22 protein-coding genes are annotated in these 20,739 nt (G+C 68.1%); 11 read left to right on the top strand and 11 right to left on the bottom strand.

What is annotated here, in order from left to right:
* Positions 1–236 precede the first annotated feature (236 nt).
* A complete protein-coding gene (locus tag IRT45_RS23750; protein WP_194808113.1) occupies positions 237–1,469 on the top strand; it encodes an Ig-like domain-containing protein in 1,233 nt (410 codons plus the stop codon).
* A 52-nt stretch (positions 1,470–1,521) separates the two neighbouring features.
* Here the strand turns inward: IRT45_RS23750 and IRT45_RS23745 are convergent, their stop codons facing one another.
* Genes IRT45_RS23745 through IRT45_RS23730 form a run of 4 tightly spaced genes read right to left on the bottom strand, consistent with a single transcriptional unit; the run spans position 1,522 to position 6,464 of the window.
* On the bottom strand, positions 1,522–2,430 hold the full coding sequence (locus tag IRT45_RS23745) for a potassium-transporting ATPase subunit C (RefSeq protein ID WP_194808136.1): 909 nt from the start codon (positions 2,428–2,430) through the stop codon (positions 1,522–1,524).
* Positions 2,431–2,446: 16 nt separating this feature from the next.
* Positions 2,447–4,600: a potassium-transporting ATPase subunit KdpB gene (gene kdpB, locus IRT45_RS23740; RefSeq protein WP_194808112.1), complete on the bottom strand. Its 2,154-nt coding sequence runs from the start codon at positions 4,598–4,600 to the stop codon at positions 2,447–2,449.
* A gap of 1 nt (position 4,601) precedes the next feature.
* On the bottom strand, positions 4,602–6,272 hold the full coding sequence (gene kdpA, locus IRT45_RS23735; RefSeq protein WP_194808111.1) for a potassium-transporting ATPase subunit KdpA: 1,671 nt from the start codon (positions 6,270–6,272) through the stop codon (positions 4,602–4,604).
* Entirely contained in the window at positions 6,273–6,464 is a 192-nt protein-coding gene (locus IRT45_RS23730; protein ID WP_194808110.1) for a potassium-transporting ATPase subunit F, read from the bottom strand. It abuts the gene before it with no gap.
* Between the two features lie 267 nt (positions 6,465–6,731).
* Between IRT45_RS23730 and IRT45_RS23725 the strand changes: the two genes are divergently transcribed.
* From IRT45_RS23725 to IRT45_RS23690, 8 genes are all read left to right on the top strand, one after another.
* Positions 6,732–6,878 carry a hypothetical protein gene (locus IRT45_RS23725; protein WP_194808109.1) on the top strand — a complete coding sequence of 49 codons (147 nt, stop codon included), beginning with the start codon at positions 6,732–6,734 and terminating at the stop codon, positions 6,876–6,878.
* Positions 6,875–9,397 (top strand): sensor histidine kinase KdpD, encoded by a 2,523-nt coding sequence (locus IRT45_RS23720; RefSeq protein ID WP_194808108.1) that lies wholly within the window; start codon positions 6,875–6,877, stop codon positions 9,395–9,397. Before IRT45_RS23725 ends, IRT45_RS23720 begins: the two co-directional genes overlap by 4 nt.
* Positions 9,394–10,101 (top strand): response regulator, encoded by a 708-nt coding sequence (locus IRT45_RS23715; RefSeq protein ID WP_309241126.1) that lies wholly within the window; start codon positions 9,394–9,396, stop codon positions 10,099–10,101. The genes IRT45_RS23720 and IRT45_RS23715 overlap by 4 nt, the downstream gene beginning before the upstream one ends.
* A gap of 117 nt (positions 10,102–10,218) precedes the next feature.
* Complete coding sequence (locus IRT45_RS23710) at positions 10,219–10,734, top strand: OsmC family protein (protein ID WP_194808107.1); 516 nt, start codon at positions 10,219–10,221, stop codon at positions 10,732–10,734.
* Positions 10,731–11,012, top strand: coding sequence for an acylphosphatase (locus tag IRT45_RS23705; RefSeq protein ID WP_036503737.1), 282 nt, complete (start codon positions 10,731–10,733; stop codon positions 11,010–11,012). The genes IRT45_RS23710 and IRT45_RS23705 overlap by 4 nt, the downstream gene beginning before the upstream one ends.
* Before the next feature lie 24 nt (positions 11,013–11,036).
* Positions 11,037–12,017, top strand: a complete 981-nt coding sequence (locus IRT45_RS23700; protein ID WP_228534843.1) for a hypothetical protein — start codon at positions 11,037–11,039, stop codon at positions 12,015–12,017.
* Positions 12,018–13,184, top strand: coding sequence for a glutathionylspermidine synthase family protein (locus IRT45_RS23695; RefSeq protein WP_194808106.1), 1,167 nt, complete (start codon positions 12,018–12,020; stop codon positions 13,182–13,184).
* A 36-nt stretch (positions 13,185–13,220) separates the two neighbouring features.
* Positions 13,221–13,673: a DUF350 domain-containing protein gene (locus tag IRT45_RS23690; protein ID WP_194808105.1), complete on the top strand. Its 453-nt coding sequence runs from the start codon at positions 13,221–13,223 to the stop codon at positions 13,671–13,673.
* A 12-nt stretch (positions 13,674–13,685) separates the two neighbouring features.
* Here the strand turns inward: IRT45_RS23690 and IRT45_RS23685 are convergent, their stop codons facing one another.
* The 7 genes from IRT45_RS23685 to IRT45_RS23655 form a co-directional block, all read right to left on the bottom strand.
* Positions 13,686–14,711, bottom strand: coding sequence for a PHP domain-containing protein (locus IRT45_RS23685; protein ID WP_309241125.1), 1,026 nt, complete (start codon positions 14,709–14,711; stop codon positions 13,686–13,688).
* Positions 14,711–15,292 (bottom strand): dihydrofolate reductase family protein, encoded by a 582-nt coding sequence (locus IRT45_RS23680; RefSeq protein ID WP_194808104.1) that lies wholly within the window; start codon positions 15,290–15,292, stop codon positions 14,711–14,713. Before IRT45_RS23680 ends, IRT45_RS23685 begins: the two co-directional genes overlap by 1 nt.
* Positions 15,293–15,355: 63 nt before the next feature.
* Positions 15,356–16,213: a bifunctional DNA-formamidopyrimidine glycosylase/DNA-(apurinic or apyrimidinic site) lyase gene (gene mutM, locus IRT45_RS23675; RefSeq protein WP_194808103.1), complete on the bottom strand. Its 858-nt coding sequence runs from the start codon at positions 16,211–16,213 to the stop codon at positions 15,356–15,358.
* Positions 16,213–16,968, bottom strand: a complete 756-nt coding sequence (rnc, locus tag IRT45_RS23670; protein WP_039779861.1) for a ribonuclease III — start codon at positions 16,966–16,968, stop codon at positions 16,213–16,215. The genes mutM and rnc overlap by 1 nt, the downstream gene beginning before the upstream one ends.
* Positions 16,969–16,991: 23 nt before the next feature.
* The gene (gene rpmF, locus IRT45_RS23665; RefSeq protein WP_030513024.1) at positions 16,992–17,174 is read right to left on the bottom strand and encodes a 50S ribosomal protein L32; all 183 of its coding nucleotides are present in this window, start codon (positions 17,172–17,174) and stop codon (positions 16,992–16,994) included.
* A 2-nt stretch (positions 17,175–17,176) separates the two neighbouring features.
* Positions 17,177–17,836, bottom strand: coding sequence for a DUF177 domain-containing protein (locus IRT45_RS23660; protein ID WP_194808102.1), 660 nt, complete (start codon positions 17,834–17,836; stop codon positions 17,177–17,179).
* A 96-nt stretch (positions 17,837–17,932) separates the two neighbouring features.
* The gene (locus IRT45_RS23655) at positions 17,933–18,679 is read right to left on the bottom strand and encodes a DivIVA domain-containing protein (protein ID WP_194808101.1); all 747 of its coding nucleotides are present in this window, start codon (positions 18,677–18,679) and stop codon (positions 17,933–17,935) included.
* Positions 18,680–18,935: 256 nt separating this feature from the next.
* On the opposite strand from IRT45_RS23655, the gene IRT45_RS23650 reads away from it, so the two are divergent.
* The gene (locus IRT45_RS23650; RefSeq protein WP_309241124.1) at positions 18,936–19,445 is read left to right on the top strand and encodes a GtrA family protein; all 510 of its coding nucleotides are present in this window, start codon (positions 18,936–18,938) and stop codon (positions 19,443–19,445) included.
* A 276-nt stretch (positions 19,446–19,721) separates the two neighbouring features.
* Positions 19,722–20,729, top strand: a complete 1,008-nt coding sequence (locus IRT45_RS23645) for a hypothetical protein (protein ID WP_194808099.1) — start codon at positions 19,722–19,724, stop codon at positions 20,727–20,729.
* Positions 20,730–20,739 lie beyond the last annotated feature (10 nt).

Here is a 20,739-nt window from a genome sequence, read left to right as displayed (position 1 = left end):
CTAACAGACATCGGTGGCGGACCACACGACGCCGGGCACGCCGGCCGATCGGTCCATGAGCGCCCACTGGGCACACAACAGTAACTGGAGTACCCGGGACCACGATGCGTAAACACGGGGCAACACCACCGAGGTGCGAGCACCTGAAAAAGCCCCGTAAACTACGTACCGAGACAGTAAGGCGATTGGTGCGCTGCGAGGGCTTGCTCAGGCGCACGGCTAACGCAGGAGACACCATGTCCACTCGCCGCTGCCGATTCAGTGTCGCGCTCGGGGTTATCGCCCTGGTGACGATGCTGATGGCCGCGTGCTCGTCAACCCCGGATCCGGCGTCGAATCCGACGCGGGGCACCCCGGGGCCCGCCGCGCCGGCCATTGCGATGGTCCCGGCCACGGGTAGTGCCGACGTCGATCCGCTCGGCACCATCGAGGTGAGCGCAACCGACGGCATCCTCACGGATGTGACGTTGACCAACGAAGAAGGCAAACAGGTCGACGGCACGCTCAATCCGGAGCGCACCGCGTGGAAGCCGAAGGTTCCGCTCGGTTACGGCCACAACTACACCATGACCGCGAAGGGCATCACCGTCACCGGCCCCAGCGGTCCGATGACCTCGTCCTTCACCACGCTCACCCCCAGCAACCAGGTCAAGGCGTATCTGACCACCACCGGCGGGCAGCCGCTGGCCGACGGCGGAACCTATGGCGTGGGAACCGTGATCGTCGCCCACTTCGACGAGGCGGTCGGCGACCGCGCGGCGGCCGAGAAGCGTCTCTCGGTGACGACGGAACCGCAGGTCCAGGGCTCGTGGTACTGGCTCGACGACAAGAACGCGCACTGGCGGCCGCAGCAGTACTGGCAGCCCGGCACCAAGGTCACCGTCGCGGCGAACATCTTCGGCGCGCAGCTGGGCCCCGGCCTGTTCGGCCAGGAGGACTCCAAGACCAGCTTCACCATCGGTGACTCGCACGTCTCCATCGCCGACGACAACACCCACGAAGTGCAGGTGTTCGAGAACGGCAAACTGATCCGCACCATGCCCACCTCGATGGGCCGCGGCGGCAGCGAGCAGGTCGGCGGGAAGACGATCTACTTCAACACCCCCGCGGGCATCTACACCGTGATGGGCAAGGGCAATCCGGTGATCATGGATTCCTCGAGTTACGGCCTGCCGGTGAACTCGCGCCTGGGTTACAAGGAGGCGATCGGCTGGGCCACCCAGATCAGCGGCGACGGGATCTACCTGCATCAGCTCGACTCCACGATCTGGGCGCAGGGTAATACCGACACCTCGCACGGCTGTCTGAACCTCAATCTCGAGAACGCGCGCTGGTTCTACAACTTCGCGGTCCCCGGCGATGTGGTCGAAGTCCGTAACACCAGCGGTCCGCCGCTGCCCTCGTGGAACAACGGCGACTGGATCGTGCCGTGGGATCAGTGGGTGGCCGGCAGCGCGCTGCACTCCTGATCGCCACCGCACCGATCAATCACGGCACGTCGTCTCGGCCGGGCGCCGAGATTCAGCGCCGCGTCGGGTAGCGCTGATCCAGCTCGAGATTCACACCGAGGACGTCGACCCGGGGTTCCCCCAGGAAACCCAGGTTGCGACCGTCGGTATGCGCCGCGACCACGGCGGCGACCTGCTCGGCCGTGATGCCCCGCGCGGCCGCCACTCGCGCGCTCTGGATCTGCGCGTAACGCGGTGAGATGTGCGGATCCAGTCCGGACCCGGATGCGGTGACCGCGTCGGAGGGCACCGGGGTGTCGGCCGGCGCGTCACCGCGGACGGGGACGATCAACCCGGCCGAATAATCCGTCCCAGGCTGGGCGCAGTCCACCCGGATCCCGCGGTAGGCGTCCTGGAACGGCGCCGCCGGGCACGCCTCGTTCACGCTGACGACCTTCGTGGGGGCGGTGACCTGCCCGTGGCCGTCGCGAGGACCGAAGACCGCCAGCACCGCACCGACGCCGCCGGGCGTGCAGAACGGTCGCGCCCCGGAGACACCCTCGCGGTCGCCGATCTGTTTGCTGCGCGTGCAGACCGTGGTCAGCAAACCGGTCGTCGACTGCGACGGGTCGGCCGCCAGGGAGTCGAGCACATCCTCGGGCCCCTTGTTGCCGAAGCTTGTGTTGGTCGGGTCGTAGCCGTCGGGGCGGCTGCCGTCGGCGGGCGCGGAATTCGACGGCCGGGTCTGGAAGTACTGCGGCAGCGCCGCGCCCTTGCCGTCGGTGAACGCCTGGCCGATGAGGCTGCTGCCCACCAGTTTTCCGTCGCGGTAAATCAGCGAGCCCTCGGCCCGGTCGTGCAGGCCCGGCAGCTGGGCGAGGGCGAAAACCGCCAGCGGATAGACGATTCCGGTGATCACCGTCAGCACGAGCAGTGCCCGCACCGCGGCCAGATGCTGGCGGAACCAGGTGGTGTATCGCATCGAGAACGAAGGCATATCAGGACATCCCAGGAAGGAATCGGACGACTAGGTCGATGAGTTTGATGCCGATGAACGGGGCGACGATGCCGCCCGCTCCGTACAGGGCGAGGTTGCGGCTGAGCAGTTTCGACGCGCTCGACGGGCGATAGTCGACGCCACGCAATGCCAGCGGGATCAGCGCCACGATGACGATCGCGTTGAAGATCACCGCGGACAGGATCGCCGACTGCGGACTGTGCAATCGCATCACGTTGAGCACGTCCAGGCCGGGGAACAATGCCACGAACAGCGCCGGAATGATCGCGAAGTACTTGGCGATGTCGTTGGCGATGGAGAACGTCGTCAGCGCGCCCCGGGTGATCAGCAACTGTTTGCCGATCTCGACGATCTCGATCAACTTGGTCGGATCCGAATCCAGATCGACCATGTTGCCGGCCTCCTTGGCCGCCGACGTTCCGGTGTTCATCGCGACGCCGACATCGGCCTGCGCCAGCGCCGGCGCGTCGTTGGTGCCGTCGCCGGTCATGGCGACCAGGCGTCCGCCGGCCTGTTCGCTCTTGATCAGCGCCAGCTTGTCCTCGGGAGTGGCCTCGGCCAGGAAGTCGTCGACCCCTGCCTCGTCCGCGATCGCCTTGGCGGTCAGCGGATTGTCGCCGGTGATCATGACCGTGCGAATTCCCATGCGGCGCATCTCGTCGAAACGTTCCCGCATGCCCTGCTTCACCACATCCTTCAGGTGGACCACACCCAGCAGCCGGGCTTTCCCGTCGAGCAGTTCGCCGACCACCAGCGGTGTGCCACCGGAGGCCGAGATGCCGTCCACGGTCCGCCCGATCGCCTCCGGCACCGAACCACCGTGGGCCCGAACCCATTCGGTGACCGCGCTCGCGGCGCCCTTGCGCAACCGATGCCCGTCGCGCAGGTCCACGCCCGACATCCGGGTCTGGGCACTGAACTCCACCCAGGTCGCGCCCGCCAGTTCACCCGGGGTGCGTTCGCGTTTGCCGTACGCGGATTTCGCGAACACCACGATCGAGCGGCCCTCGGGTGTTTCGTCGGCGAGGCTGGAAAGCTGTGCGGCGTCGGCCATCTCGTCCTCGGTGACCCCCGGCATGGCGACGAAGCCCGCGGCCTGCCGGTTGCCGAGAGTGATGGTGCCGGTCTTGTCGAGCAGCAGCGTGTTCACATCGCCGGCGGCCTCGACCGCGCGACCCGACATCGCCAGCACATTGCGCTGGACGAGGCGGTCCATCCCCGCGATGCCGATCGCCGACAGCAGTGCGCCGATCGTCGTGGGAATGAGACAGACCAGCAGCGACACCATGACGATGCCGGTGACCCCGTGCGCGTTCAGCGCCGCGCTGTCGCCGACTCCCGGGTTGTTCGCCTTGGCGAAGATGGCGGGCGGCTGCAACGTCACGACGGCGAACACGAAGATGATCGTCAACGCGGCCAGCAGGATGTTCAGCGCGATCTCGTTGGGTGTCTTCTGCCGGCTGGCGCCCTCCACCAGGGCGATCATCTTGTCGATGAAACTGCCGCCCGGCTCCTGGGTGATCTCGACGACGATGCGGTCCGAGAGCACGGTGGTGCCGCCGGTGACCGCGGACCGGTCGCCGCCGGATTCGCGGATCACCGGCGCCGATTCACCGGTGATCGCCGATTCGTCGACCGAGGCGATGCCCTCCACGACGTCACCGTCACCCGGAACCACCTGCCCGGCCTCGACCACCACGTAGTCGCCGCGCCGCAGTTCGGGTGCGGGAACCCTCTCCTCAAGCGGCGCCTCGGCGCCCGGATGCCAGGTGACCAATCGCCGGGCGACGGTGTCGGTCTTGGCTTTTCGCAACGTATCGGCCTGCGCCTTGCCGCGGCCCTCGGCGACGGCCTCGGCCAAGTTGGCGAAGATCACCGTCAGCCACAGCCAGATCACGATCGCCCAGGCGAAGACCGTGGGATGGGCGACGGCGAGGATCGTGGACCACAGTGCGCCGATCTCCACGATCAGCGTCACCGGATTGCGCCACAGTGTGCGCGGATCCAGTTTGCGCAGGGCCTCGGGCAGCGACCGGGCCAGCATCGCCGGATCGAACATGCCACGGCCGCCGCGGCGCGAGGACGGTTGGGCGCGGCGCGGAATCGACACGGAATCTGTTGTCGAAGCGGTCATTTCAGTGAATTCCTTCGGCGAGCGGCCCGAGCGCCAGCATGGGCAGGAAGGTGAGGCCGACCAGGATCAGCGTCACGCCGGCGACCATGCCGACGAACTGCGGCCGGTGCGTCGGCAAGGTGCCGATCGATTCGGGCGTATGTCCCTGGCGGGCCAGCGATCCGGCCAGCGCGAGCACGAGAACGAGGGGAACGAACCGGCCGAGCACCATCGCCAGACCGAGGGCGGTGTTCCACCACACGGTGTTGGCGCCGAGCCCGGCGAAGGCCGAGCCGTTGTTGTTGGCGGCCGAGGTGAAGGCGTACAGCACCTCCGACAGCCCGTGCGGCCCCGAGTTCGCCATGGCCGCGCGCTCACCGGGCAACGCCATCGCCAGCGCGGTGCCCACCAGCACGATCAGCGGGCTGACCAGGAAATACGATGCGGCGAACTTGATTTCGCGCGGGGTGATCTTCTTGCCGAGATATTCCGGTGTGCGCCCGACCATCAGCCCGGCGACGAAGACGGTGATCACCGCCAGGATCAGCATGCCGTACAGGCCCGATCCGACACCGCCGGGCGCGACCTCGCCCAGCTGCATGTTCACCATGGTCATCATGCCGCCGAGGCTGGTGTAGGAATCGTGGGCCGAGTCGACGGCGCCGGTGGAGGTGAGCGTCGTCGACGCGGCGAAGGTCGCGGAATCCGCTACGCCGAACCGTGTTTCGACGCCCTCGAGCGCCGAGCCGACCGCCGTCGGCACGGTGCCGTGATGGCGCAGCTGCAGGAAGTTGGTCAGCGCCACGCTGATCAGCGCGAGCACGGCCATCACCGACGCGATCGCATACCCCTGCTTCGTGCTGCCCACCATGCGGCCGAAGGTTCGCGGCAGCGAGAAGGCGATCAGCAGGATGAGGAAGATCTCGACCCAGTTGGTCCAGGCCGTCGGGTTCTCGAACGGGTGCGCGGAGTTCACGTTGAAGAAGCCGCCGCCGTTGGTGCCCAGCAGTTTGATGCTTTCCTGCGAGGCGACCGGCCCACCCGGAATCGTCTGCGTCGCACCGGTGATCGTCTGCGCGACCTGATCGTGCGGGTGGAAGTTCTGGATCGCGCCGCCGGCGATCAGCACGATCGCGAACACGAACGCGATGGGCAGCAGGATCCGGAGGGTGCCGCGCACCAGATCGACCCAGAAGTTGCCGAGGTCGCCGGTATGGCGGCGGGCGAACCCGCGCACCAGCGCGACCGCGACCGCCATCCCGACCGCGGCCGAGACGAAGTTCTGCACGGCCAGGCCCGCCATCTGGACCAGATGCCCCTGGGTCGACTCACCGGCGTAGTTCTGCCAGTTGGTGTTGGTGACGAAGCTGATCGCGGTATTCCACGCCAGCGCCGCGGTCATCTCGGTGCCGGGCTCGTGCAGATGCAGCGGCAGGTGGCCCTGGATCAGCTGCAGGAAGAACAGCGCCAGCACGCTCATCGCGGAGAAGGCCAGCACGCTGCGGGCGTAGACGCCCCAGGTCTGCTCCACGCCGGGCTGGACCCCGATGGCGCGGTAGACGATGCGTTCGGCCCGTGAGTGTTTCGTGCCCGAATACACCCGGTACATATAGTCGCCGAGCGGGATGTGGACCGCCGCGAGCGCGATGATCAGGGTCGCCACGAAGACGACCCCGGCAGTGGTTGTGCTCACCTAGAACCTTTCCGGGAACAGCAGCGCCGCGACCATGTAGACGGCGACGCCGAGCGCCAGGATCAGACCGACGATGTTCGCGATCACAGCCGTTCCACCCCCCGTTGGAGCAGGCCGAGCAGGGCGAAGATCGCCACGGTCACGACGGTGAACACCGCGACAGACATAGTGCAACCTCTCTGTTGACGGCATCCGGAAGCGAATGCGCCGCAGTGAGTCAAGCTCGCGAAACGCCCGATTTCGACGGCGTTGACGGCTTCTTAGCGGTCGCGGCGACGGCATTGACGGGGTGCTTACAGGCCGTCGCGATCCCGCTGCCGTGGCGTCAAGGTCGCCCGCGACCCCGTCAAGGAGTCGTAAAGATCGGCGATCGGGCCCGCGCGGCGGTGCACAGTGTGGTGTCCGGTCCGCGCAGTCGACCGGGCACAGCGGCAATCACCGGGTCGTGAGGAGAAGAGGGTGCCGGATTTCGCGGTCGCGGCGATGGTGATCATCGCCTTCGTCAGCTGCGCGCTGAGTCTGCGCGTGGCCGGCGGGCGCAGCATTCGGGGCGTCCGGGTTTCGCGCCGTCCACGTCGTCCGAATCGCGCGATGATGGACCTGTGAAGCGCGGACAACTACGCATCTACCTCGGGGCCGCGCCCGGCGTGGGTAAGACCTACGCGATGCTCGGCGAGGCACATCGGCGAATAGGCCGTGGTCGCGACGTGGTCGCCGCGGTGGTGGAGACCCACGGCCGCAGCAAGACCGCGGAACTGCTCGAGGGCATCGAGCGCATACCGCCGGCGATGCGTACCTACCGCGGCACGACTCTGCCCGAACTGGATATCGACGCGGTACTGCGGCGCGCGCCTTCCGTGGCCCTGGTGGACGAACTCGCGCATACGAACGTGCCGGGATCGAAGAACGAGAAGCGCTGGCAGGACGTCCACGAACTGCTCGACGCCGGTATCGACGTCATCTCCACGGTCAACGTCCAGCACCTGGACAGCCTCAACGACGTGGTCGAGCAGATCACCGGCGTCGTACAGCGCGAAACCGTGCCGGATTGGGTGGTGCGCGGCGCCGATCAGGTGGAACTGGTCGACATCACCCCGGAGGCGTTGCGGCGCAGGCTTTCCCACGGCAACGTCTACACCGCCGACAAGGTCGACGCGGCGCTGCGCAACTACTTCCGGCCAGGCAATCTCACCGCGCTGCGCGAACTGGCCCTGTTGTGGCTGGCCGATCAGGTCGACGCCGCGCTGGCCAAATACCGAGCCGACCACAAGATCACCGCGACCTGGGAGGCGCGCGAACGCGTGGTCGTCGCCGTGACCGGCGGCCCGGAATCGGAGACGATCGTGCGGCGCGCGAGCCGCATCGCCACCAAATCCAGCGCCGAACTGGTCGTCGTGCACGTCGTGCGCGGGGACGGACTGGCCGGAGTGTCGGCGCAACGGCTGCATCGGCTGCGTGAGCTGGCCGCCGGGCTCGGTTCCAGCCTGCACACGGTGACCGGCGAGAACGTCCCCAGCGCCCTGCTGGATTTCGCCCGCCAGGTCAACGCCACCCAGCTGGTGGTGGGCACCTCCCGGCGTTCGCGCTGGGCACGCATCCTCGACCAGGGCATCGGCGCGACCGTGGTGCAGCGCTCGGGCAGTATCGACGTCCACATGGTCACCCACGAGGAGGCGCAACGGGGGCTGCGCTGGTCGGCCCTGCTGCGGCGGCAGCGGCCGGCGGTGTCGTGGCTGGCCGCCCTGGTGGTGCCCACCCTGATCACCCTGGTCTGCTATCTGTGGCTGGATTCGCGCCTGGATCTCGCCGGTGAGAGCGCGATGTATTTCATCGGCGTGATCGCGGTCGCGCTGCTCGGCGGTGTCGCACCGGCGGCGTTGTCGGCGGTATTGGGCGGGCTGCTGCTGAACTGGTTCTTCACCACCCCGCGGCACAGTCTCACCATCGCCGAACCCAACAACTTCCTCACCATCGTCGTGATGGCGGGGGTGGCGGTGGCGGTGGCGGCGCTGGTCGACATCTCCGCCAATCGCACCCGCGAGGCACGCACCGCCTCCCGCGAAGCCGAGTTGCTGACCCTGTTCGCCGGAGCGATCCTGCACGGCGCCGACCTGCCCGATCTGCTGGAGCGGGCCCGCGAGATCTACCGGCAGCGGGCGGTGAGTTTCGTCAGCGACGCGGAGGTGATCGCCTGCGTCGGTCACGATCCGGCGCGCACACCCGGTGCCGCCGATACCGCGATCGGCGCCGGCGACGAGGAACACTGGCTGCTGCTCAGCGGGCGCGCGCTGACACCCGGTGACCGCCGGGTGCTCGCGGCGGTGGCCGGGCAGGCCGCCGGGCTGGTGCGCCAGCGTGAACTCGCCGACCAGGCCCAGGCCGCCGCGGGTGTGATGGCGACCGACCGGCTGCGCCGCGCGCTGCTGTCGGCGGTCAGCCACGACCTGCGCACGCCGCTGGCCGCGGCGAAGGCGGCGGTGTCGAGTCTGCGCAGTGAGGACGTGCAGTTCTCCCCCGCCGATACCGCCGAATTGCTGGAAACCATCGAGGAATCCACCGATCAGCTCACCGCGCTCGTCGGCAATCTGCTCGACTCCTCGCGGCTCGCGGCCGGCGCGGTGGAGCCCAACCTCAAACAGGTCTACCTGGAGGAGGTGGTCAACCGCGCGGTCGTCGGTGTCGGGATGGGGACCCGCGGTGTCCGCCAGGCGGCGATGGACCGGGTCAAGGTCGAGGTCGGCGACGTCTCGGTCTACGCCGACAGCGGCCTGCTGGAACGGGTGCTGGCCAATCTGATCGACAACGCGCTGCGCTATTCGGCGCAGGGCGCCACGGCGGTCCCCGACACACCGGTGCGGGTTGGCGCCGAACGCGACGGCGACCAGGTATCCATCACAGTGGTCGACTACGGTCCGGGCGTTCCGACCGGACTCGAGGACCAGATGTTCGAACCGTTCCAACGATTGGGCGACCGCGACAATTCGACCGGTGTGGGCCTGGGCCTGTCGGTGGTCCGCGGATTCGTCGAGGCGATGGGCGGCACCGTCCACGCCGAGCCGACGCCGGGAGGTGGTCTGACCATGGTGATCGAGTTGCCGGCCCGCGAGTCACAGGAGGCGTCGTGACCTCGGCCGAACGACCGCCGGCCGCCGTCCGGGTGCTGGTCGTCGACGACGAACCGCAGATCCTGCGCGCACTGCGGATCAACCTCTCGGTGCGCGGCTATGACGTGATCACCGCGGCCACGGGCGCGGCGGCCCTGCGAGCGGCGGCGGAGAAACATCCCGACGTGGTCGTGCTGGATCTGGGCCTGCCCGATATCGATGGTGTCGAGGTGCTGGCCGGAATTCGCGGCTGGAGTTCGATGCCGGTCATCGTGCTCTCGGCCCGCACCGATTCCTCGGACAAGGTGCAGGCCCTCGACACCGGAGCCGACGACTACGTCACCAAGCCGTTCGGCATGGACGAACTGCTCGCCCGCCTGCGGGCGGCGGTGCGGCGTTCCGCCTCGGCGGCCGAGGAGTCCGCGCCGATTGTCGAAACCTCCTCGTTCACCGTCGATCTCGCGGCGAAGAAGGTCGTCCGCGGCGGCCGCGACGTCCACCTCACGCCGACCGAATGGGGTGTGCTGGAGATGCTGGTGCGCAATCAGGGCAAGCTGGTGGGGCGTCGCGAACTGCTGCGCGAGGTGTGGGGGCCGACGTACGCGACCGAAACCCACTATCTGCGGGTGTATCTGGCGCAGCTGCGGCGCAAGCTCGAAGACGATCCGTCCCAGCCGAAACATCTGCTGACCGAGGCCGGCATGGGGTACCGCTTCCAGGTCTGACCCGACCGCGCCCGAGCTGGACAAAACCGGTGATATCGGACACAACCCTCCACTCACGCCGTGGTGAAAGCCGGTGTGCGATGCGGCTGCGCCGGCCCCGATGGCAGGATCGACGGTATGTCCGAACAGACCGCCAACTCCGCCGCACCCACCGCCGCCTCGGCGCAGCCCGCGACCGTCGCGGCCGCGCCGCAGACCAAGGCACCGAAGCCGGTGACCGACCTGTGGGTGGAGCGGACCGGCACCCGCCGCTACACCGGGCGCAGTTCGCGCGGGGCGGAGGTGCTCATCGGCTCCGACGGCGTCGAGGGCGTCTTCACCCCCGGTGAGCTGCTGAAGATCGCGCTGGCCGCCTGCACCGGGATGAGTTCGGACTTCCCGCTGTCCAATCGGCTCGGCGAGAACTACGACACCACCATCCGCGTCTCCGGCGACGCCGACCGCGAGAACGAGGTGTATCCGGAGCTGAAGGAGGTCGTCGAGCTGGATCTGTCCGAACTCGACGAGGCCGGACGCCAGCGATTGCTGGTCACCGTGCAGCGCGCCATCGACAAGGTGTGCACAGTCGGACGGACGCTGAAGGCGGGCACCACGGTGAACCTGACGTTCCAGATCGACAAGATCGACTCGTGAGCTCCGACCCCGTCCGGCTCAGCGCCTGGGTGCACGGCTACGTGCAGGGCGTCGGGTTCCGCTGGTGGACGCGCGCGCGGGCGCTGGAGCTCGGTGTGGTGGGCCACGCCCGCAACACCCGGGACGGGCGTGTGCACGTGGTGGCCGAGGGGCCGCGACCGGCATGCGAGCGTTTGCTGGCATTGTTGCGGTCGGGTGACACTCCTGGTCGAGTCGATCTGGTTGTGGAAAACTGGGGCGCCGCCCTCGGCGGAATCACCGGGTTCGAGGAACGGTAGCGGCGGGGATACAGGAGTCGATCGTTGGCAACACATGAGCCGGGCGGATCCGGGGATCGGGATTCGCACGACCCCCGCGACACCCCGCCCGCGGGGGACGACAGCACCGGCGGCCCGGAGTCCGGACAGTCGAAAGGAATCGGCGCCTCGGATCCGACGGTGCGTTTCGGCGCACAGCCCGGCGGCGCGGGCGGCGGGCCCGACGCGGAACCGACGCGACGCCTGGGCGAACCGGACCTCACCCTCCCGAATCCGCAGACCGCGCCGACTCTTCCGGGTACACCCATCCTGCCCGGCTTGCCGGACCCCACCGCACCGATTCCCGGCCTCGCCACCCCGGGCGTGCCGAACCCGCTGGCGGACAACGCTTTCGGCGCCGACGCCGGGGGGCCGACCGGATCCGAAGGTGAGAACACCGGCGGCGCGGGCGAAACCGGTAAGCCCCGGCGGATGCGCGGCAGCATGCAGCGGCAGGAGGCCGGCGTCACCCAGCCCCGGCCGCCGACGGTGGCCGAAGCGCGAGCGCGCGACAAGGCCCGCAAACGCGCCGAAGAGGCCGAACGGGCCGCGGCCGAGGCCGCGGAAACCAAGCGGCGCAACCGCAAACGGCTGCTCATCGGCGGCGTGGCGGTCGCCGGCATCGCCGCGGTGGTCGGCACCGGTTATCTCGCCTACCAGGCCGCACACCGCCCGGCGAATGTGACCGCCTACTGCATCACCGACGACAACGGGAACCAGCAGGTCGTCCCCGACGACGACTGCGTCCGTGCCCAGTCCTATGCCAGCAGCGGCGGCTATTACGGCGGTGGCGGGCTCGGGCCCGGCATCTTCCTCTACAACGGCCACCAGTACCGCTATTACTACGGCGGCAACAACACCGTCGGGCGCGCGCCCGTCGGCGGTAGCACGGTCGCGCCGAAGAAAGCCACCGTCAGCACCAAGAGCGGGACCGTCGTACGAGGCGGTCTCGGCAGTAAATCCGGTTCCACCAGTGGAGGCTCCTAGATGCGTCGGATGCGCAACCGGCAACGTACCGGCTGGCAGAAGATCATCGCCGATCAAGGGCTGGTATTCGGCTCGCCCGGCCGCGACGCGAACGGACAGTCGCGCCCGTACTGGGACGAATCGGTGCACTACGAATTCGATCTCGACGAAATCCTCGCGCTCGAGGCCCAGGTCGAGGTGCTGCATTCGATGTGCCTGCACGCGGTCGAGCAGATCGTGCTCACCGAGCGTTTCGCCGATTTCGGCCTGCCCGAATGGAGTTGGGAGCCGATCAAGAAATCGTGGCAGCGCAGCGACCCCTACGTCTACGGACGTTTCGACCTGCGCTACGACGGCCGCGGACCGGCGAAACTGCTGGAGTACAACGCCGATACGCCGACCTCGCTGCTGGAAGCGGCCATCGTGCAGTGGCACTGGCTCACCGACGTCTATCCCGACGACGACCAGTGGAATTCCCTGCACGAACGCCTCGTCGAGCGCTGGGGCGAGCTGCTCGACCAGCTGCCCACCAACCAGCTGCACTTCACCTGGTCCTCGGCCGACGCCTCCGGCGAGGACAACGTGACCACCGCGTATATGCAGGAAACCGCCGCCGAGGCCGGGTTCGACACCATCGCGCTGCCGATCGAGGAGATCGGCTTCGACACCGAGCTGGAGCGTTTCGTCGATCTGGCCGAGGCGCCGATCGGTTCGATCTTCAAGCTGTACCCGTGGGAATGGGCCCTCGACGACGATTTCGGCAGGCGCGTGGTGGACTCGGTCCCCGAGACCGCCTGGGTCGAACCCCTGTGGAAGACACTGCTGTCCAACAAGGCGCTGCTGGCGGTGCTGTGGGAGATGTATCCCGGGCATCCGAATCTGCTGCCGGCCTATCTCGACGATCCGCACGAACTCACCGAGTACATCCGCAAACCGAAGCTGGGTCGTGAGGGCGCCAATATGACCATCGTCGGCGCCGGGATGGAAACCTCGACCGGCGGCGTGTACGGCGAGGAGGGGTTCGTCTACCAACTCCTGGATCCGCTACCGGATTTCGACGGCCTGCGCCCGGTGCTCGGCGCCTGGATCGTCGGCGACACCTCGGCCGGTCTCGGCATCCGCGAATCACCCGGCCTGATCACCGACGACGGCGCCACCTTCGTTCCGCATCGCATTCCGACCAAGTAGCATTCAGCGACTCGATCAACATCACCGGAGGAATCTGTGTCGTCCACCCTCGCGCTCGAATCAGGGTATTGGAGCTCCGTCGGTCACGGCGTCGGCGCGATCGCGCTGTACGCGGTGCTGGGTCTGGCCCTGATGCTGATCGGCTTCCAGGCCATCGACAGCTCCACGCCCGGACCGCTGCGCAAGATGGTCGCCGCCGGGAATCCGAACGCGGTCGTCATCGCCTCCGCGGGCATGGTGAGTATGGCGTTGATCGTGGTGCTGGCGATCTACTCCTCCGGCGGGCGGCTCACCGAGGGCCTCATCGCCACCGGGATCTACGGGCTGGTGGGCATCATCGCGCAGGTGGTCTCCATCCGGTTGCTGGAATGGCTGGTCGGCCTGCACATCGGCGATCTGCTGAAATCGCCCACCTATCGGATTCAGTCGCTGCTGGTGGCCGCCGCGCATCTGGCGATCGGCATGGTCGTCGCGTTCGCGATCCTCTGACGATCACCGGCGTCACCGCGCGGTGAACTCCAGAAGTTCGCGCAGCGGAAGGCTGTTGATGATGCGATCGGCCGGGACTCCGTTCGCGGCGGCACGTTCACAACCGTAGCCCTGCCAGTCCAGCTGGCCCGGCGCGTGCGCGTCGGTATCGATGCTGAAATGGCAGCCCATCTCCACGGCCAGGCGCAGCAACCGGCTCGGCGGATCGAGACGTTCGGGGCGACTGTTGATTTCCACGGCGGTCCCGTAGCGGCGGCAGGCCTCGAAGACGAGTTCGGCGTCGAACGACGATTCCGGCCGGATGCCACGATTACCGGCGACCAACCGTCCCGTGCAGTGGCCGAGCACGTCGACGTTCGGATTCGCCACCGCGTACACCATGCGTTTGGTCATCGTCGCCGAGTCGGCCCGCAGATTCGAATGCACGCTGGCCACAACGACATCCAGGCGAGCGAGCAGATCGGCCTCCTGATCGAGAGTGCCGTCGTCGAGGATGTCGACCTCGATACCGGTGAGGATGCGAAACGGCGCCAGCCGCTCGTTGAGTTCGGCGACCACGTCCAACTGGCGGCGCAGCCGCTCCGCGGAGAGCCCGTTGGCGACCTTCAAGCGCGGCGAATGATCGGTCAGCGCACAATATTCGTGGCCCAGCGCCTGCGCGGTCCGCATCATCTCCTCGATCGGGCTGCCGCCGTCGGACCAATCGGAGTGGGTGTGCAGATCGCCCCGCAGCAGCGCGCGGACCTCGGCGCCCGCGGGTGCGATCGGCTGTGCGGCGGAACGCAATTCGACCAGCCGCCCCGGCACGGCACCGGCCACGGCCTGCTCGATCACCGCGGCGGTCTTGGGACCGATACCCGAAAGTTCTTGCCAGGCACCGGATTCGCGGTACCGGTGGAAATCGGCGTCGGACAGCTCGGCTACGACATCGGCCGCGTGCCGGTAGGCCTTGACCCGATGGGTCTGGGCGCGATCGCGTTCCATCCAGAACGCGATCTCGCGCAGCGCGGCCACCGGATCCGGAACATGATCGGCCACTAGCGGATCCGGCTGTATTTGACGAACGCCACCCCGTCCTCGAACACGCGGCCCGTGAGGACCCGGAACAGCGCCGGCTCCGGCAGCCGCGGTCCCGCGCCGAACAGCGGGCGGCCGTGCCCCAGCACGATCGGATACAACTTCAGGAAGATCTGGTCGATTTCCGGCAGCAGCGCCTGGGCCAGTTCGCCGCCGCCGCACAACCAGATGCCCGACCCCTGCTCCTGTTTGAGTCCGCGCACCCGTCCCAGCGGGTCGGAGGAGATCAGCTCGACGTCCCGGTCCGGATCGCCGGGCAGGGTGGTCGACACGACGAACTGCCGCAGATGTGAATACGGGCTCGACGTGCCGGTCCGCACGCCGAAATCATGGGTTTTGCGGCCCATCAGCACGGTGTCGAAGCTCTCGCCCGGACTCTCGATCCCGAGCGATTCCCGGATCTTGGTCGGCAGCGTCTCCGGATACTGGGCGGTGATGGCCGGGCCGTGGTCACCGCCGACCGGAAAGAAATCGACCGATCCGTCCGGGGTGGCGATATACCCGTCGATGGTCGAGGCCACGAAGTAGGTGAGCTTGCGCATCCGTTCTCCCTTCATGCGAAGTGGCGTCATCGGACACACCGCAAATCTAGCGCGTGCTCGCCACTATCGCCGGGGCTTCGGCTGGCATCGCGGACAGGAGTAGGAGGAGCGGTTCATGAACTTCTCGCGGCGGATCGGAGCGCCGCAGCGGCGGCACGGCTCATCTTCGCGACCGTAGGCGGCCAGCGACCGCTCGAAGTATCCGGAATTGCCATTGACGTTGACATACAGCGCGTCGAAGGAGGTGCCGCCCGCGTCGAGGGCCGCGCCCATCACCGCTTGCACCTCGCTCAGCAGCTGCCGCAGCGCGGGCCGGGTGAGTGCCGCGGCGGGGCGTTCGCCGTGGATGCGGGCCCGCCACAATGCCTCGTCGGCGTAGATGTTGCCGACGCCCGAGACCACCGTCTGATCCAGCAGCACGCGCTTGATCTCGGAGGATTTGGTCCGCATCCGCGCGACCACGGCCTCGGCGTCGAAACGGGGATCGAGTGGATCGCGCGCGATGTGGACGACCGACTCCGGCAGCTCCTCACCGTCGAGCGTGACGAGCCGGTTCAGTGCCCAGCCACCGAAGGTGCGCTGATCGATGAACCGCAACTGCGTGCCGTTGTCGAGTCCGGCGACGATATGCGCATGCTTCTCCAGCGGCGCCTGCGCGGACTGCACCAGCATCTGCCCGCTCATACCGAGGTGGACGACGAGTGCGGCATCGGGATCGTCGAAGGTCAGCCAGAGGAATTTGCCGCGGCGGCGGGCCGCTTCGATTCGCAGGCCCGCCATCCGGGCGACGAGATCGTCGCCGCCGAGTTCGTGGCGGCGCACCGACCGCGGATGTTTGACCAGGACCGATTCCACGACGTGGCCGACGACGTGTTCGTCGAGTCCACGCCGCACCACCTCGACCTCGGGCAGTTCGGGCATCAGTCCCCGGCTTCGGTGGAACCGTCCGCGGTGAGCGCCTGCCAGGCGGCGCCGGCGGCCTTCTGCTCGGCTTCCTTCTTCGACCGGCCGACCCCCTGCCCGTAGGCCGTGCCGCCGATCACCGCGGTGGCGGTGAATTCCTTGTCGTGGTCGGGACCGGTCGAGGTGATCTCGTAGCTGGGCACGCCGATACCGCGTTCCGCGGTGAGCTCCTGCAGGCTGGTCTTCCAGTCCAGGCCGGCGCCCATCCGGGGACCGCGTTCGAGCAGTTCGGCGAACAGCCGCAGCACGACTCCGCGCGCGACCTCGATGCCGTGTTGCAGATGGACCGCGCCCAGCAGCGATTCCATCCCGTCGGCGAGGATGCTCGCCTTGTCCCGGCCGCCGGTGAGCTCCTCGCCCTTACCGAGCAGCAGGTGACGGCCGAGGCCGCCCTCACCCAGGCCGCGCGCGACCTCGGCCAGGGCGTGCATATTCACCACACTGGCACGCAGTTTGGCGAGCTCCCCCTCGGATTTCTCCGGATGCTCGAGGTACAGGCGCTCGGTGATGCTCAGACCGAGGACCGAATCGCCCAGGAACTCCAGGCGTTCGTTGGTCGGCAGACCACCGTTCTCGTAGGCGTAGGAACGGTGGGTGAGCGCCAGCCGGAGCAGATCCGGACGCACCTCCACGCCGAGCGCTTCCAGAAGGCTGGCGTGGTCAGCGGCATCGCCCGCTGCGGGTGCGGCCGCTTCGTCCTTACCGGCGGTCACTTCGCGGCTACCCGATCGGCAGATCAGATGGCCGAGGTGACCTGGCGGCCCTTGTAGGTGCCGCAGTTGGGGCACGCGATGTGCGGAAGGGTCTTCTGACCGCACGCCCGGTTCGGGCAGGTGATCAGGGTCGGCGCGGTGGCCTTCCACTGGCTGCGCCGCGAGTGGGTGTTGGCACGAGACATCCGGCGCTTCGGAACGGCCACGACTACTTCTCCTCTGTCGTCGAACTTGCCGAACCATTGCGGTCGGCAAGAGATCGGTCTACGTCTGATGGGGCGTCGGAGACGCCGGTGCCGGGGGTTTCGCTCGCGAATTTCGCAAGCCCCGCCCAGCGAGGGTCCAGTATCTCATGCGTGTGATCCGGACCCGCAATCGCCATCCGGACACCGCATTCCGGGCAGAGCCCGGCGCAATCGGGTTCGCACAGCGGTTGCAGCGGCAATTCCAGGCCGACGGCGTCGGTGACCACCGGCTCGATGTCGATCATGTCGTCGACGAGCCGATAGATCTCGTCTTCCTCGGTGGTCTGCTCGGTCGCGCTGTCCGGATAGGCGAACAGTTCGGTGATCTCGAGTTCCAGATCGTCGGTGAACGACTCCAGGCAGCGCGAGCACTCCCCCTCGATCGGCGTCGACACCGAACCGGTGACCAGCACACCCTCCGAGACCGCCTGCAGGGTCAGATCGAGATCGATCTCGGCACCGGCCGGGATCGCGATCAGGTCCAAGCCGATCTTCTCGGGGGCGGTGACGACCCGATGCACCTGCCGGATCGAGCCCGGGGCACGCCCCAGACTGCGGGTGTCCAGCACGAAATCCGCGTCGGTCTGACGACGACGCGAACCGGAACCGGACTGGGCGGACATCGGGCACTCACTCACGTTTCGAGGGGGTTTGGGCAACCACTCCACAGTACGCGAACTGCGCCGATCCCCCCAAATCCCGGAACGAGCGCGAGCGGATCAGCGCCGGAAGTCGGCGGCGTAGTCCGGAATGCCGGTCCCCGAACGCAATTGCTGACGACCGCGGCCGACCGTCCGCAGCGTCGAGTGCAGAGTCTCCTCGAAATCGGCGAGCTGGGAATCGACGTAGTGGTCGCATTCCTCACGCAACCGGTCCGCCTCGGACTGCGCGGCGTCGATCAACCGCGCGGATTCGCCGTGCGCGGCCCGTACCACCTCGGTCTGCGACACCAGGCGTTCCTGTTCGGCCTGCCCCTCGGCCACCGACCGGTCGTAGGAGGCCTGACCCGCCGCGATCATCCGCTCCGACTCGGTGCGGGCGCGGCCGGTGAGCGCCTCGTATTCGGCCTTGCCGTCGGTCACGATGCGGTCGGCCTCGGCCTGCGCGGTCGCGACCAGGTGATCAGCGTGCGCGCGGGCCTCGGCGACCATCCGGTCGGCGTGCGCCTTGGCATCGGCCAGCAGCCGGTCGGCCTCCTCGCGGGCGCCGGCGACGGTTTGTTCGGCCTGGTCGTTGGCCCCGGTCACCGTCGCCTCGGCGGAATTGCGGGCGTCGGAGACGATCTTGTCGCGGTGGTCGAGCACGTCCTGGGCGTCGTCGAGTTCGCCGGGCAGCGCCTCACGCACATCGTCGAGCAGTTCCAGCACCTCACCGCGGGGCACGATGCAATTGCGGGTCGGCGGGATACCCCGCGCCTCTTCGACGATCGCAACCAGTTCGTCGAGTGCCTCGAATACGCGATACATCCTGCTGACCCCACTCTCGTGCCGAACTACTGCTCTCGGCCCAGTGTGCCCGCATCCCGCGTGTCTGCCCAGATCACCATCGGTGTGTCGGGCGGTGTTTCCTATCCCACACAAATCAAGTGGAGGAATTCTCTCCGCTTGGTGCTATCTTTTCTACCGAGCGGTAGACCAGCCGGAACCCGCCGCCAACGGCGTCCGGCACAGTGCGATCGGAACGACAATGGTTGTCCTTTATCCGGCACCTCCGGGTATGTGGGTGAACCCACAGCCCGATCCGGGTGTATCCATCGTGCACAGCGAACTGCTGGCCGAGACGCCGGAGCCGCAGCAGTCCCCGCCTCGCATCCGCCGCCTCGCCTCGCGCTTCGCCAACTATCTGCGCGGCGACCACTGGCTGCCGCAACTCGTGCGCTTCGCACTGGTCGGCGGTTTCAGCAATATCGGCTACTTCCTGCTGTTCCTGGCCTGCTACAGCGGCGGGCCGCAGCTGGCCAACCTGACCGGATCCATCGTCAGCACGGCACTGGCCAACGAACTGCACCGCCGCCTCACCTTCCACGCCGCCGACCGGGTCGGCTGGCTCACCGCCCAACTCGAGGGCGGTGGACTGGCGCTGGCCGGACTCGCCATCACCTCGGGGGCGCTGGCGGTCCTCGATATCGCGGCGCCCGGACTCGCCGACGTCACCGAGGCGATCGCCGTCATCGGCATCACCGCCGGCGTCGGTGCGCTGCGCTTCCTGACCCTGCGACTCTGGGTGTTCTGATCGCCCGTCGTGCTCATGCACGGGGTGCGGCTGCAACCTGGTCATTCGAGCAAGGAACCGAGTCTCTCTACCCCACGTCCTAACTCAGCAAACGTCGTTGCGAGTTCTCATCGTGGGAGGTTCGGCAATGCACCACCGTTCGGGGAATCACTGCCCGGGAAGACCCACCCTCTGGCGCGCAGGTCTGCGCTCGGCCGCGTCCCCACGCCCTCGGGTACCGGTCCCCTGCCCTCTCTTGCCCCACCCACGCCGCACCCGCCCGCACCGGGATCCGCAATGACCCACGACAGCGTTGCCGAAATCCGGTGCGGCGCAGCGCGGCAGACCGGTGCCGGTGGGCTGCATCGGCGTCGTGAAGTGGTGTCGGTCGGCGTCAGCGACGACGAGATCCGGCGGCGGTGTGCGACCGGAAGCTGGCGGCGCGTGCGGCGCGGGGCGTACGCGGAGGTCTCGGCCCTCGCCGAACTGGACGGCGTGGCGCGGCACCGGCTGGCGGTGGCGGCGGTGCTACCGGAGATGGCGGCCGACGCCGTGGTGAGCCATCAATCGGCGGCGGTGCTGCTGGGCGCGCCGATGTCCCCGGCGCTGCTGGACCGCGTGCACGTGACGCGCAATCGACGCCACGGCGGGCGCATCAAGCCGAATCTGACGGTGCATTGCGCACCGGTCCCCGTCGTGGTCGAACGGGACGGGCTGCTGGTCACCAGTCCCGCCCGCACCGTCGTCGATCTGGCACGCACGCTTCCGTTCGAATCCGCGGTCGTCGTCGGCGACGCCCTCGCCCGCGAATTCGGCATCACCGCAGCGGCATTGGCGCGCGAACTGGCACGCGCCCGTGGCCGGCGCGGCGTCGACGCTGCCCGGCACGTGATCGGTTTCCTCGATCCGCGCAGCCCCGGAGTCGACCACTCCCGGGTCCGGGTGCTGCTGCGGCTGCTCGGATTCCCGCCGGCGGCCGCGGGCGGAGTGATCCATGCCGACGACGGGCGGGTGCTGGGTACGGCGGATCTGTATCTGGGCCGGACCGGCGTGGTGCTCGAGATCGACGGGCACCGGACGAAAAGGGCACGCGTACACGGGGACCCGCCGCGCCGAGCGCCGGATGTGGTGTTGCGGCGCTACGGATTTCGGTCGATCCGTACCACCTGGCGTGAGTTGAGCACCGGAGTCACCGCGCAGCGCGTACACGCCGCGCTGAGCCGGGCGCGCGAGCAGCCTCCCCGCGGTTACATCCGCCCCGCGCCGCTTCCGCCCGCGACGCCGCTGCGGCTGCGTGCGCTGTGACGACCACGAT

The organism is Nocardia sp. BSTN01, from assembly GCF_015354405.1.
GTDB lineage: Bacteria > Actinomycetota > Actinomycetes > Mycobacteriales > Mycobacteriaceae > Nocardia.
This window is presented reverse-complemented; position numbering and strand designations above follow the sequence as displayed.

Coding starts and splice junctions, on each gene's coding strand:
- IRT45_RS23730 (WP_194808110.1), bottom strand. CDS start 6,464: ATGCCGTCAACAGAGAGGTTGCACTATGTCTGTCGCGGTGTTCACCGT.
- IRT45_RS23695 (WP_194808106.1), top strand. CDS start 12,018: ATGCGTCGGATGCGCAACCGGCAACGTACCGGCTGGCAGAAGATCATC.
- kdpB (WP_194808112.1), bottom strand. CDS start 4,600: ATGACCGCTTCGACAACAGATTCCGTGTCGATTCCGCGCCGCGCCCAA.
- IRT45_RS23655 (WP_194808101.1), bottom strand. CDS start 18,679: ATGTATCGCGTATTCGAGGCACTCGACGAACTGGTTGCGATCGTCGAA.
- mutM (WP_194808103.1), bottom strand. CDS start 16,213: ATGCCCGAACTGCCCGAGGTCGAGGTGGTGCGGCGTGGACTCGACGAA.
- IRT45_RS23710 (WP_194808107.1), top strand. CDS start 10,219: ATGTCCGAACAGACCGCCAACTCCGCCGCACCCACCGCCGCCTCGGCG.
- IRT45_RS23750 (WP_194808113.1), top strand. CDS start 237: ATGTCCACTCGCCGCTGCCGATTCAGTGTCGCGCTCGGGGTTATCGCC.
- IRT45_RS23680 (WP_194808104.1), bottom strand. CDS start 15,292: ATGCGCAAGCTCACCTACTTCGTGGCCTCGACCATCGACGGGTATATC.
- IRT45_RS23660 (WP_194808102.1), bottom strand. CDS start 17,836: ATGTCCGCCCAGTCCGGTTCCGGTTCGCGTCGTCGTCAGACCGACGCG.
- IRT45_RS23645 (WP_194808099.1), top strand. CDS start 19,722: ATGACCCACGACAGCGTTGCCGAAATCCGGTGCGGCGCAGCGCGGCAG.
- IRT45_RS23745 (WP_194808136.1), bottom strand. CDS start 2,430: ATGCGATACACCACCTGGTTCCGCCAGCATCTGGCCGCGGTGCGGGCA.